Annotated in this window: 10 protein-coding genes and 1 tRNA gene; 8 read left to right on the plus strand and 3 right to left on the minus strand. The window is 58.7% G+C overall.

What is annotated here, in order from left to right; all coding sequences use genetic code 11:
* Position 1: 1 nt before the first annotated feature.
* Positions 2–1231, plus strand: coding sequence for a multifunctional CCA addition/repair protein (locus FHW68_RS22340; protein ID WP_095630838.1), 1230 nt, complete (start codon positions 2–4; stop codon positions 1229–1231).
* Between the two features lie 87 nt (positions 1232–1318).
* Here the strand turns inward: FHW68_RS22340 and folK are convergent, their stop codons facing one another.
* Together folK and folB are read right to left on the minus strand one after the other, a co-directional pair.
* On the minus strand, positions 1319–1837 hold the full coding sequence (gene folK / locus FHW68_RS22345; RefSeq protein ID WP_095630839.1) for a 2-amino-4-hydroxy-6-hydroxymethyldihydropteridine diphosphokinase: 519 nt from the start codon (positions 1835–1837) through the stop codon (positions 1319–1321).
* The gene (gene folB, locus FHW68_RS22350) at positions 1828–2184 is read right to left on the minus strand and encodes a dihydroneopterin aldolase (protein ID WP_007904249.1); all 357 of its coding nucleotides are present in this window, start codon (positions 2182–2184) and stop codon (positions 1828–1830) included. Before folB ends, folK begins: the two co-directional genes overlap by 10 nt.
* Positions 2185–2258: 74 nt before the next feature.
* On the opposite strand from folB, the gene plsY reads away from it, so the two are divergent.
* Positions 2259–2828, plus strand: coding sequence for a glycerol-3-phosphate 1-O-acyltransferase PlsY (plsY, locus tag FHW68_RS22355; protein WP_095630840.1), 570 nt, complete (start codon positions 2259–2261; stop codon positions 2826–2828).
* A gap of 23 nt (positions 2829–2851) precedes the next feature.
* Here plsY and tsaD read toward each other — a convergent pair whose 3' ends face one another.
* Complete coding sequence (tsaD, locus tag FHW68_RS22360) at positions 2852–3877, minus strand: tRNA (adenosine(37)-N6)-threonylcarbamoyltransferase complex transferase subunit TsaD (protein WP_183683150.1); 1026 nt, start codon at positions 3875–3877, stop codon at positions 2852–2854.
* Positions 3878–4076: 199 nt separating this feature from the next.
* Between tsaD and rpsU the strand changes: the two genes are divergently transcribed.
* The 6 genes from rpsU to FHW68_RS22390 all read left to right on the plus strand — a co-directional run bounded on the left by rpsU (position 4077) and on the right by FHW68_RS22390 (position 13345).
* Entirely contained in the window at positions 4077–4292 is a 216-nt protein-coding gene (gene rpsU / locus FHW68_RS22365; RefSeq protein ID WP_002551877.1) for a 30S ribosomal protein S21, read from the plus strand.
* 481 nt (positions 4293–4773) lie between these two features.
* Positions 4774–6747: a DNA primase gene (gene dnaG, locus FHW68_RS22370; RefSeq protein ID WP_095630842.1), complete on the plus strand. Its 1974-nt coding sequence runs from the start codon at positions 4774–4776 to the stop codon at positions 6745–6747.
* 67 nt (positions 6748–6814) lie between these two features.
* A complete protein-coding gene (rpoD, locus tag FHW68_RS22375) occupies positions 6815–8662 on the plus strand; it encodes an RNA polymerase sigma factor RpoD (protein ID WP_095630843.1) in 1848 nt (615 codons plus the stop codon).
* Between the two features lie 122 nt (positions 8663–8784).
* A complete protein-coding gene (locus tag FHW68_RS22380) occupies positions 8785–12531 on the plus strand; it encodes a bifunctional diguanylate cyclase/phosphodiesterase (protein WP_095630844.1) in 3747 nt (1248 codons plus the stop codon).
* A 15-nt stretch (positions 12532–12546) separates the two neighbouring features.
* A tRNA-Ile gene (locus FHW68_RS22385) sits at positions 12547–12623 on the plus strand.
* 455 nt (positions 12624–13078) lie between these two features.
* A complete protein-coding gene (locus FHW68_RS22390; RefSeq protein WP_256582791.1) occupies positions 13079–13345 on the plus strand; it encodes a DUF3077 domain-containing protein in 267 nt (88 codons plus the stop codon).
* Positions 13346–13360: the final 15 nt, after the last annotated feature.

Consider the following 13360-nt stretch of genomic DNA (forward strand, 5'->3'; position numbering starts at 1 on the left):
TATGCAGATTTATAAAGTCGGCGGTGCGGTCCGCGATCGCCTGCTAGGCAAACCTGTCACCGATATCGACTGGGTTGTTGTAGGCGCCACCACTGAAGAAATGCTCGCCAAGGGCTTTCGTCCGGTGGGCGCAGACTTTCCGGTGTTTCTTCACCCCAAAAGCGGCGAGGAATACGCCCTCGCCCGCACCGAACGCAAAAACGGGCGCGGCTACGGCGGCTTCATCTTTCACGCCAGCCCGGATGTCACCCTCGAAGAAGATCTGATTCGCCGTGACCTGACGATCAACGCCATGGCCGAAGACGATCAACAGAACCTGACCGATCCTTACCATGGCCAACGGGATCTCGAAGCTCGCTTGCTGCGCCACGTTTCCCCCGCGTTCGCCGAAGATCCGCTCCGTGTTTTGCGCGTTGCCCGCTTTGCCGCGCGTTATGCGGAACTGGGTTTCACCGTCGCCCCCGAGACTCTGGAGCTGATGCGTCAACTCAGCGAATCAGGTGAATTGGAGGCATTGACGCCCGAACGCAGCTGGAAAGAAATCGCCCGCGCACTGATGGAAGACCAGCCCCAGGTATTCATCGAGGTGCTGCGCGAATGCGGCGCGCTCAAGGTGTTGATGCCGGAAGTCGACGCGCTGTTCGGTGTACCGCAACCTGAAGCCCATCACCCGGAAATCGACACGGGCGTGCATACCCTGAGCGTGTTGGAGCAAGCGGCGCTGCACAGACAACCGCTGACTGTACGCTGGGCCTGCTTGCTGCATGACTTGGGCAAAGGTTTGACGCCTGAGGAAGAATGGCCCCGCCACATCGCTCACGAGCACAAAGGCCTGAAGCTGATCAAAGCGGTCAATGAGCGCTTCAAGGCACCCAAAGACTGTCAGGAGTTGGCGCTGTTAGTGGGCAAATATCACACCCACGGCCATCGTGCGCTGGAGTTGAAAGCGTCGACCTTGCTGGAGTTGCTGCAGAGTTTCGACGTCTATCGTCGACCTCAGCGCTTTGAGGAGTTTATCGCGGCGTGCGAGATGGACGCTCGAGGGCGTAAAGGCTTGGAGCAGCGAAGTTATCCACAGGCGGATTATTTACGGGGCGCGGCAACTGCAGCGCGAAGTGTTGCCGTTCAGCCGTTGCTGGAGAAGGGATTCAAAGGACCGGAATTGGGTGAGGCAATCAAAGGCGAGCGGCTCAAGGCGTTGAAGGCTTACAAAGCGGCGGCGCCTGCTTGAAAAGCATCGCGGGCAAGCCTCGCTCCTACAGGTGATGAACGGCGTCACCTTTAGGAGCGAGGCTTGCCCGCGAAGGCGTCTTGCGCCTCACAACAAATTCGAAGGAGTCAACTGCTTACCGCGCCACTCAAAAGCCACCGGCGCCAACACCTGATCGATCTGCGCTTCATCCCACAGAGTGGCAAAGCTCTTGCCTACACCCGGATGCACACGATCCGGTGCAATCAACGACAACGGCCACAGCACGAAGGCGTTTTTCAGAATCTCTGCCCTGGGCAAGATCAAGCCATCGAAGTTGCCCACCAGATCGCCGAACAGCAGCACGTCGATATCCAGCGGCAAGCCCTTGCGGTCGGGCGCGTACCGACCGTTATCCGCCTCGATGAATTTCAACCGTCGATCCAGTTCCATCAGCGGCAGATCGGTGAAGGCCGAGACCACGAAGTTGAAAAACGGCCCGCTCTTGATCCCTACCGGCTGGCTTTCGAATACCGCCGAACAGCGCATATCCACCAGGAAAGCCGCCAGGGCATCCAGGCCTGCCTGCAAATGGGCTTCGCGCTCGATATTGCTACCGAGCCCGAGGTATACCTGAGTCAGCGACATCCGCGCTCGATCTCCACGCCCACACCACCGGTGGCAGCCGGGATGGCACCTGGCTTGGTCAGCTTGAGGCGCATCCAGGTGATCTTGAATTCGCTCATCAGCACTTGCGCCAGACGCTCGGCAAAAGTTTCGACCAGTTGAAACTGAGCCTGCTCGGCAAATGCCTGGATGCGCGACGAAACGCTCGCGTAGTCGAGCGCCAGGGTCAGGTCATCACCGGCTGCGGCCGGACGATTGTCCCAAGCGAAGCTCAGATCAAGTCGCAGACACTGTCGGATGCCTCGTTCCCAGTCGTAGGCACCGATTACGGTGTCGACTTCCAGGCCCTCGATAAACACTCTGTCCAAGCACTTCTCTCCACTGCACGACAAGGGCGCAATGCGCCGTTAGAATCAGGGCGTCCTCGCCCGGAATAGTTAGCATGTTTTGGTTACTGGCGATCCTCGCCTACCTGCTCGGCTCTCTGTCCTTCGCCATTTTGCTCAGCCGCCTGACCGGTAACCCCGATCCGCGAATGAGTGGCTCGGGCAATGCCGGTGCCACCAATATGTTGCGCCTGGCCGGCAGGAAACTCGCCATCCTGACCTTGCTCGGCGACCTGAACAAAGGTCTGCTACCCGTATTGATCGCAGGTGCAGCGGGCCTTTCGCTGCAGCAACAAGCCTGGATCGGCGTCTGCGCCGTTATCGGGCACCTGTTTCCGCTGTACTTCCGCTTTCGCGGTGGCAAGGGTGTCGCCACCGCGGCCGGCATGCTGCTGGGACTCTACCCGCCCGCCGCACTGCTGGCGGTCTGCGCCTGGCTGCTGACGTTCTACCTGACCCGCACCAGCTCACTCGCAGCCCTGATTGCCACACCACTGACCCTGCCGCTGCTTGCCTGGCAAGAACCGGCGGCACTGCTCCCCATGAGCGCGCTCACAGGCCTGATCGTCTGGCGTCATCGCGGCAATCTACGCGACCTGTTTGCCGGGCGCGAACGGCATTTTTAAATACCGCACGTGAACGCCGCTCATTACAACGCCGACAATTGCTCCATCGGCCAGCGCGCCTGCACGCTGATCGCCAGGCTTTCATGCTGGCCTGCCTGCAAGCGCTGGCAACCGGCAAACGCGATCATCGCGCCATTATCGGTGCAGAACTCCGGACGGGCATAAAACACTTCACCCTTCATGTCGCCGAGCATTTTTTCCAGTGAAGCCCGCAGCGCCTTGTTGGCGCTGACGCCCCCTGCGATGACCAGACGCTTGAGACCCGCCTGTTTCAGCGCACGCTTGCACTTGATGGTCAAAGTCTCCACCACGGCCTGCTGGAACGCCAGCGAGATGTCGCAACGGGCTTGCTCGCTGTCGTCCTCGGCGCTGACGCTCTGCTGCCAAGTGTTCAGAGCGAAGGTTTTCAGGCCGCTGAAGCTGAAAGCCAAGCCTGGACGATCACACATCGGACGCGGAAAAGTGAAACGTCCTGCAACGCCCTGCTCCGCCAGACGCGCGATTTCCGGGCCACCCGGGTAATTCAGGCCCATCATCTTCGCTGTCTTGTCGAATGCTTCGCCGGCAGCATCGTCAAGGGTCTCGCCAAGGAGCGTGTATTGGCCAATCCCGTCGACCTGAACCAGCTGTGTATGACCACCTGACACCAACAAAGCGACGAACGGGAACTCAGGCGGTTGCTTCTCCAGCATCGGCGCCAGCAAATGTCCTTCCATGTGATGCACACCCAGGGCCGGGATCCCCCAGGCAAAGGCCAGCGCCTGTGCGCAGGAAGCTCCCACCAGCAAGGCCCCCACCAAGCCGGGACCGGCGGTATATGCGATGGCGTCGATCTCGGTCGGCACACAGTCGGCCTCGGCCAGGACCTGACGAATCAAGGGCAGCATGCGTTTGACGTGATCACGGGACGCCAGCTCCGGCACCACGCCACCATAGGCACGATGCAGATCGATCTGACTGAACAACGCGTCGGCCAACAGCCCGCGTTCACTGTCGTAAAGTGCGACACCGGTTTCGTCGCAAGAGGTTTCTAATCCCAGTACTAGCATGGGTTTGCGCCTTGTAGAGGCTGAATTCGAAGGCGCGCATAATAGTCGTCGCGTGATGCCCCGACCAGCGGTTTTCGATCAGAGGCTTTGCATTCCGAGCGATGAGGGGTTAACATCCGCAACCCTTAAAAACCGACGTCTTCAAGTGCTCTTTTGCCGCGAGGATGTTGACCCCGGTAATGAATGAAGGTAGCTCTGGATGCCAGCCGTCAAAGTAAAAGAGAACGAACCCTTCGACGTAGCTCTGCGTCGTTTCAAGCGCTCCTGCGAAAAAGCCGGTGTACTGGCTGAAGTTCGTAGCCGCGAATTTTACGAGAAGCCAACTTCTGAGCGTAAGCGCAAGGCAGCAGCCGCTGTTAAGCGTCACGCCAAGAAAGTTCAGCGCGAACAGCGCCGCGCCGTTCGTCTGTACTAATATACAGACGATCGTAGCAAGCTTCTGCCAAGCCCGGCCCTCAGCCGGGCTAATGGCATTTGCGGACAACGCTTGATGCTTCACCGTCAAAGCCGCAGACGCGACCGAGACAAACCTGCTTCACAGCGTCAGACCTGGCTCTTTTGCCAGCGGTGCACGTCTTTTCTGACGAGCCTTCCAAGGCTACTGACGAGCACACCCACTGATTCCTCTCACGACGATCAGCCCAAGGCACCTTCTTGCGTGCCCGCTTATGAGCTATCCGAGGCCAATGACTGGCCGTCGCCGGATTCAGCGAAACACTTTCAAATAGTCGAATACTGATTGGTATTAACGTCAGTGGATTTTCGGCAGATACACTTCCCGACAGCGATACGCAGACGACACAGGTCGAGCCGCACACCTTGCGCGCCTCGAACAACGACCCGCGTTTGGCCGCCTTTCGTTTTGGGTCCATTTCAGCGCAGATGACGAGAACGCCATGGCCGGGCTAATTCCCCAGAGCTTCATTGACGACCTTCTGAACCGCACCGACATCGTCGACGTGGTCAGCTCGCGCCTGCAAATGAAAAAAGCCGGCAAGAACTACACGGCCTGCTGCCCGTTTCACAAAGAGAAAACCCCCTCCTTCAGCGTCAGCCCCGACAAACAGTTCTATTACTGTTTCGGCTGCGGCGCTGGCGGTAACGCCCTCGGCTTCATGATGGACCATGACAATCTGGATTTCGTCCAGGCTGTCGAAGAACTGGCCAAAGCCGCCGGCATGGAAATTCCCCGCGAAGAAAGCGGTCGGCCGCACAAACCGCGCCAGCCTACCGATTCGCCGCTGTACCCGCTGCTCACCGCCGCCGCCGACTTTTATCGTCAAGCCCTGAAAAGCCATCCGTTGCGCAAAGCCGCCGTGGATTATTTGAAGGGTCGCGGACTGACGGGCGAAATCGCCCGAGACTTCGGCCTCGGTTTCGCCCCGCCCGGCTGGGACAATCTGTACAAGCACTTGAGCAGCGATACCCTGCAGCAAAAGGCCATGATCGATGCCGGCCTGCTGATCGAGAACGCCGAAACCGGCAAGCGCTATGATCGCTTCCGCGATCGAGTGATGTTCCCGATCCGCGACAGTCGCGGGCGCATTATTGCCTTCGGCGGCCGGGTACTGGGCGACGACAAGCCGAAATACCTGAACTCCCCTGAAACTCCGGTATTCCATAAGGGCCAGGAACTCTATGGCCTTTATGAAGCACGCAAGAACAATCGCAACCTCGACGAAATCATCGTCGTTGAAGGCTACATGGACGTCATCGCCCTCGCCCAGCAAGGCCTGCGCAATGCCGTCGCAACACTGGGCACCGCCACCAGCGAAGAACACATGAAACGCCTGTTTCGCGTCGTGCCCAGCGTATTGTTCTGCTTTGATGGCGACCAGGCAGGCCGAAACGCCGCCTGGCGGGCACTGGAGGCAACTCTGTCATGCCTGCAAGACGGCCGTCGGGCGCGCTTTCTGTTCCTGCCTGAAGGCGAAGATCCGGATACCCTGATCCGATCTGAGGGCACTGACGCCTTCCGCGCACGGATCAATCAGCACGCCCAGCCGCTGGCCGATTACTTTTTTCAACAGCTGACCGAGGAATCGGACCCGCGCTCCCTGGAAGGCAAGGCCCACATGGCCACCCTCGCCGCGCCGCTGATTGACAAAGTCCCGGGTGCCAACCTGCGTATCTTGATGCGCCAGCGCCTGAGCGAAATTACCGGGCTTAGCGGTGAAGCCGTGAGTCAACTGGTTCAAAGTACGCCTCATCCTCAGGAAGCGCCCCCCGCTTATGATCCAGGCATCGATTACGATGCCATGCCGGATTACAGCGACTACCATCAGCCGCAGGCACAAGAGATGTACGCGCCGCAGCAGGAATGGACGCCGAAGAAACCTGGCGCAAGCGGCAAGAAATGGGACAAGAAGCCGTGGGACAAGAATGGCAAACGGGGTGGTGATCGCGATCAACCGCGCGCACCACGGATTCCGGCCGCTGTAGAGCCGCCCACCCTGGCCGCCTTGCGTACGCTGCTGCATCACCCGCAACTGGCTGAGAAAGTCGAGGATGCCGGGCACTTCGCCGCCGAGGACCATACCAACACGCAACTGTTGGTCGCGCTGCTCGAAGCCGTGCAGAAGAATCCCAAGCTAAACTCATTTCAATTGATTGCTCGCTGGCACGGCACCGAACAAGGCCGACTGCTAAAAGCGCTGGCAGAGAAGGAATGGCTGATTGATGGAGATAACCTTGAACAACAGTTTTTCGACACCATAACTAGTTTGTCAGCACGCCAACGCGAGCGAAACCTGGAACAACTTCTTCGAAAAGCACGTCAAAGTGAATTGAATACCGAAGAGAAAAACCAACTGCGCGACCTTTTAAGTCGCAATGTTTCCGCATCAAACCCGACCTCAACTGGCGCGTGAGGTCATAGCTCAGGTATAATCCTCGGCTTGTTTTTTGCCCGCCAAGACCTTCAGTGGATAGGGTGTTATGTCCGGAAAAGCGCAACAGCAGTCTCGTATCAAAGAGTTGATCCTATTGGGTCGTGAGCAGGGCTACCTGACTTACGCTGAGGTCAACGACCACCTGCCGGAGGATATTTCAGATCCGGAACAGGTGGAAGACATCATCCGCATGATCAATGACATGGGGATCAACGTATTCGAGGTTGCGCCAGATAAGGATGCCCTTATGCTGGCCGACGCCGATACCGACGAGGCGGCCGCGGAAGAAGCGGCGGCAGCGTTGGCGGCGGTCGAGACCGACATTGGTCGCACCACCGACCCCGTGCGCATGTACATGCGGGAAATGGGTACGGTAGAACTCCTCACGCGTGAAGGCGAAATCGAAATCGCCAAACGTATTGAAGAGGGCATCCGCGAAGTGATGGGCGCAATCGCGCACTTCCCTGGCACGGTTGACCATATCCTCTCCGAGTACGCTCGCGTCACCAGCGAAGGTGGCCGCCTGTCCGACGTCCTGAGCGGTTATATCGACCCGGACGACGGCATTGCGCCGCCTGCGGCCGAAGTGCCACCGCCTGTCGATCCGAAAGCCGTGAAAGCGGACGACGACACCGACGACGATGACGCCGAAGCGAGCGATGACGAAGAAGAAGCCGAAAGCGGCCCGGATCCGGTCATCGCCGCACAGCGCTTTGGCGCTGTCGCCGATCAGATGGAAATCACCCGCAAGGCCCTGAAAAAGCACGGTCGTGGCAACAAGCTGGCAATTGCCGAGCTGGTAGTCCTGGCTGAGTTGTTCATGCCGATCAAACTGGTGCCGAAGCAATTCGAAGGCCTGGTCGAGCGTGTTCGCAGCGCCCTGGATCGTCTGCGTCAGCAAGAGCGCGCGATCATGCAACTGTGCGTTCGTGATGCCCGCATGCCGCGTGCCGACTTCCTGCGCCAGTTCCCGGGCAACGAAGTCGACGAAAGCTGGACCGATGCACTGGCCAAAGGCAAAAGCAAATACGCAGAAGCCATTGGTCGCCTGCAACCGGACATCATTCGTTGCCAGCAAAAGCTGACCGCGCTGGAAACCGAAACCGGTTTGACGATCGCCGAGATCAAGGACATCAACCGTCGCATGTCGATCGGTGAGGCCAAGGCCCGCCGCGCGAAGAAAGAGATGGTCGAAGCGAACTTGCGTCTGGTGATCTCCATCGCCAAGAAGTACACCAACCGTGGCCTGCAATTCCTCGATCTGATCCAGGAAGGCAACATCGGCCTGATGAAAGCGGTAGACAAGTTCGAATACCGCCGCGGCTACAAATTCTCGACTTATGCCACCTGGTGGATCCGTCAGGCGATCACTCGCTCGATCGCCGACCAGGCCCGCACCATCCGTATTCCGGTGCACATGATCGAGACGATCAACAAGCTCAACCGTATTTCCCGGCAGATGCTGCAGGAAATGGGTCGCGAACCGACCCCGGAAGAGCTGGGCGAACGCATGGAAATGCCTGAGGACAAGATCCGCAAGGTATTGAAGATCGCTAAAGAGCCGATCTCCATGGAAACCCCGATCGGTGATGACGAAGATTCTCATCTGGGTGACTTCATCGAAGACTCGACCATGCAGTCGCCAATCGATGTCGCCACTGTTGAGAGCCTTAAAGAAGCGACTCGCGAAGTCCTGTCCGGCCTCACTGCCCGTGAAGCCAAGGTTCTGCGCATGCGCTTCGGTATCGACATGAATACCGACCACACCCTTGAGGAGGTTGGTAAGCAGTTCGACGTGACCCGTGAACGGATTCGTCAGATCGAAGCCAAGGCGCTGCGCAAGCTGCGCCACCCGACGAGAAGCGAGCATTTGCGCTCCTTCCTCGACGAGTGATCACAAAACCCCCGGCCCTGGCCGGGGGTTTTGCTTTATGCAGATTAAATGCCCCGTACATCCCCCCCGCCGCATAGCCCGTCTACACTCGAAGCATTCCCCCAAGCCGTAACGAGACCGTTATGCCCAGATGGCCGACCGTGCTTTTTTTGCTGTCGCTAATGACCTGGACCGCAACGGCTGGCGCGTTGACTCTGACCGACGAAGAACGTAGCTGGCTAACGGCTCACCCGGAATTGCGCCTGGGCGTGGACGCGTCCTGGCCGCCGTTTGAGTTTCGCGACGAGCACGGGCGTTATCAGGGCCTGGCAGCGGACTACATCAACGTCATCCGTCAACGGCTGGGCACCAAACTTACGCCCATCGAGCCGGTCAGCTGGACTGAAGTCTTGCAGCAGGCCAAACAAGGCAAGCTAGACATCTTGCCGGGCATCATGTCGACCCCCGAGCGTCAGACGTATCTGTCGTTCACCCGCCCCTATCTCGACTTTCCGATTGTCATTCTGGCTCATGTCGGAGGCCCCCAACCGCGCAAACTCGAAGACCTGTACGGCCTGAAGATCGCCGTGGTGGAAAACTACGCCCCCCATGAACTGTTGCGCACCCGCCATCCCGACCTGAATCTGGTGGCAATGCCCAATGTCAGCTCGGCGCTGCAAGCGCTTGCCACCGACGCTGTGGACGCCGTAGTAGGCGATCTTGCCTCCAGTGTCTGGAGCCTGCGCCAGCTCAAGCTCGACGGCCTCTACGTCAGCGGTGAAACACCCTATCGCTACCAGTTGGCGATGGCCGTGCCACCGAACAACAAGCTGTTGGTCAGCATCCTGGACAAAGTCCTGGCGGACATGACTCCAAGTGAAATCAGTGCCATCCAGGAACATTGGGTCGGTAACGTCCTGGATCATCGGACCATCTGGCTCGACGTGCTGACTTACGGCCTGCCTGGATTGCTGCTTCTGATGATCGTGCTGGCGGTGGTTATCCGGATCAATCGCCGGCTCAGCTCGGAAATTGCCCGGCGGGTCGCTCTGGAACAGGAGCTGCGCAGCAGCGAATACCATTATCGCGGGCTGGTGGAGAGTCTTTCGGCCATCGCCTGGGAAGCCCGGATCAGCGATTACACCTACAGCTACGTCTCACCCCATGCAGAGGAACTCCTTGGTTACCCCCTGTCCCACTGGCTGATTCCAGGCTTCTGGCGCAACATCATCCACCCGGCGGATCTGACCCGCGCCCAAACCTTTTGCGACCGTGAAGTAGCCGCCGGGCGCGATCACAGCGTCGATTACCGGGTCATCACCGCCGACGGCCGCTGCCTGTGGGTCCGCGATATCGTCAGCCTGATCGAGCATGCCCATGAACCGGTACTGCGCGGGCTGATGATCGACATCAGCGAAGCCAAGCGCACCGAAGAGGCATTGCGCCTGTCGGAACAGAAGTTTGCTTCAGTGTTCCAGCAATGCCCGGATATTCTGGTGATTGCGCGGCTTTCCGACGGTTGCCTGCTGGAAGTCAATGAAGCGTTCGAAGAACAGATCGGTCTCAAGGCCGAAGACGTCGTCGGCCAGACCGCCACCGACCTGAACATCTGGGGCGTTCCCGGCGTGGGGCCAGGTTTGTTGCAGCGTTTGCAGGCCGGCAGCATCCGCAACCTGGAGATGCCCTTTCGCCGCAGCAATGGTCAGATGTTTACCGGCCTGATTTCCGCCGAGCCCTTCGATCTCGATACGACCCCGGCCCTGGTGGTCGTCGTGCGGGACATCAGCCAGCTCAAGGAAACCCAGCAACAACTGCAAACCTCCGAAGAAAAATTCGCCAAGGCCTTTCATGCCTCCCCCGATGGCTTGCTGCTGTCCCGGCAGAGCGATGGTTTGTTATTGGAGGTCAACGAAGGTTTCAGCCGTATTACCGGTTTCAACAGCGCGATGTCCGTGGATCGGTCAGCCCTGGACCTGGGGATCTGGGTCAACCTCAACGAACGAAAACAGATGCTCGAGCTGTTGCACCGGGACGGTTTCGTGCGCGACTTCAGTTGCCACATCCGCCGCAAAGACGGGCAGATCAGGCTCTGTGAGGTTTCCAGCCGGCCGTTACCCATCGGCGATGAAGACTGCATGTTGACCATTGCCCGGGACATTACCGAGCGGCACCTGATGCAGGAGAAACTGCAACAGGCCGCCACGGTGTTCGAGAGCACTGCCGAGGGTGTCCTGATCACCGACACCCAGCAGCACATCAGCGCGGTCAATCGTGCCTTTACCGAAATTACCGGTTACAGCGAGAGCGAAGCGCTGGGCCATACCCCTCGCCTGCTTGCCTCGGGGCTGCATGACAGCGCCTTTTATGCGGCGATGTGGCATCAATTGACCGCCGATGGTCATTGGCAGGGCGAGATTTCCAACCGACGCAAGAATGGCGAGCTTTACCCGAGCTGGCTGACGATCAATGCAGTGCGCAACCGAGACAAATTCATCACCCACTTTGTTGCGGTGTTTGCAGACATTTCCAGCCTCAAGCACGCTCAGGCCAAACTCGACTACCAGGCGCACCACGACCCGCTGACCGGCCTGCCCAACCGCACCTTGTTCGAAAGTCGGCTGCTGACTGCACTGAACAGCCAGCAGGAAAACGGCGGCCAGGGCGCCGTGCTGTTCCTCGACCTGGACCGCTTCAAGCACATCAACGACAGCCTCGGCCACCCGGTCGGCGACTTGTTGCTCAAAGGCATCGCCGTGCGCCTCAAGGAGCAGCTACGCGATATCGATACCGTGGCGCGACTCGGTGGCGATGAATTCATCATTCTGCTTCCGGGGCTGCAACAGTCCAGCGATGCCGACAACATTGCCACCAAGCTGCTCAATTGCTTTTCCGCCCCTTTCCAGGCCGGCGAGCACGAGTTTTTCATCAGCGCCAGCATTGGCACCAGCCTGTATCCCAAAGACGGCTGCGACGTCGCGACGCTGGTCAAGAACGCCGATGCCGCGATGTACCGCTCCAAGGCCAAGGGTCGTAACCGGGTTGAAAGCTACACCCGCGACCTCACCGCCCAAGCCAGCGAGCGCGTGGCGCTGGAACATGAACTGCGGCGTGCCATCGAGCGCAATGAGCTGTTGTTGTACTACCAGCCTAAAATCAGTCTGGATGACCATCGAGTGGTCGGTGCTGAAGCGCTGATCCGCTGGCGTCATCCCACCTTTGGCGATGTCCCTCCCGAGCACTTCATTCCCCTCGCCGAAGAAAACGGCATGATCCTGCAAATCGGCGATTGGGTGCTGGAGACCGCCTGCCGACAGATGTACGAGTGGAGTCAGGTCTATGAGTGCCTGGGCCCACTCTCCGTCAATCTCGCGGGCGCGCAATTGCGCCAGCCGAACCTGCTTGGCCGGATCGAACAATTGCTCAAAGACAACCACCTCAATCCCGGCTTCCTGCAACTGGAAATCACTGAAAACTTCATCATGAGCCAGGCCGAAGAGGCGCTGGCGGTGCTGCATCAACTCAAACGCCTGGGTGTGCAACTGGCAATCGATGATTTCGGCACTGGCTATTCGTCCCTGAGCTACCTCAAACGCCTGCCGCTGGACATCCTCAAGATCGACCAATCCTTCGTCCGCGGCCTGCCGGACGACCCACACGACGCGGCCATTGTTCGCGCAATCATCGCCTTGGGCCGCAGCATGCAATTCACCGTCATCGCCGAAGGTGTCGAAACCCAGGCGCAGCAGCAATTTCTCACCGCCGAAGGCTGCGAACAGATCCAGGGTTACATCGTCAGCGTGCCACTTCCCCCCGAGGAATTTGCTGCGACGTTTCTTCGTACAGCCATATTGGATTTTTCGGATAGCACAGCCGAGAAACCATCGCTATAATCCGCGGCCTACTGAGGGCCTATAGCTCAGTTGGTTAGAGCAGGGGACTCATAATCCCTTGGTCGTAGGTTCGAGTCCTACTGGGCCCACCAAACAAAAAAGCCGCGTAAATACGCGGCTTTTTCGTGCCTGACGTGTAGGTTTGTTTTGCTGAAGGTGTCGCAATATCGGATGACGCCCGCAGACCTTGTAGGCAAACTCCGATAATTGCGTAATGGGTGCGTTTAGGCGCTTTTCCGCCTTGTTGGGCTTTTCTTCAACGGGATACTCTCCGGACGTCGCTGCATATGCAGTGATCGGGTGTGGTAACCCGGCGGCTAAGCGCAACAGCGTCCCCAATCACGACTTCAGGCGTTTTCTACACCTGCAATCCTGTGTTATGGCGGCTGTGCGTGGGAGACCTTCGGGTCTGCCGGTTCCTTGGCTCCCGGTTTACCACCCTGCGTACAGCTGCCACCCATTCGTGTGGTAACGAATGCGGCAGCTCCTCGAGTTAAGGAGCGAAACAATGAGCAAAGCAATTCCGTCCGCATAAGAACTAAAAACCATCGGTTTCACGCCCTTCATCTATTGCTCGGATCAGCCACTGTTCCACGTCAGCGCTGGCGTCCCCATCCTCGACGCATTGACTCAGGCCTCCGATCTGCTGTTCCTCGCCAAATCATTTGCCGAGGACGCAGCCTACGCAAAAGACACCGACCGCCACGCCTGGGCCGCGCACTATCTGACGGCGATGAGCAAAGCGGTGATTGATGATGTGGTAAAGGTACTTACGCCGCGACCGGCTCGGACCAAAGACGAATCCGATGCTTAGTCGGACCAATCAGAA

Origin of the sequence: Pseudomonas sp. Tn43 (assembly GCF_014192635.1) — a bacterium.
Taxonomy (GTDB): Bacteria; Pseudomonadota; Gammaproteobacteria; order Pseudomonadales; family Pseudomonadaceae; genus Aquipseudomonas.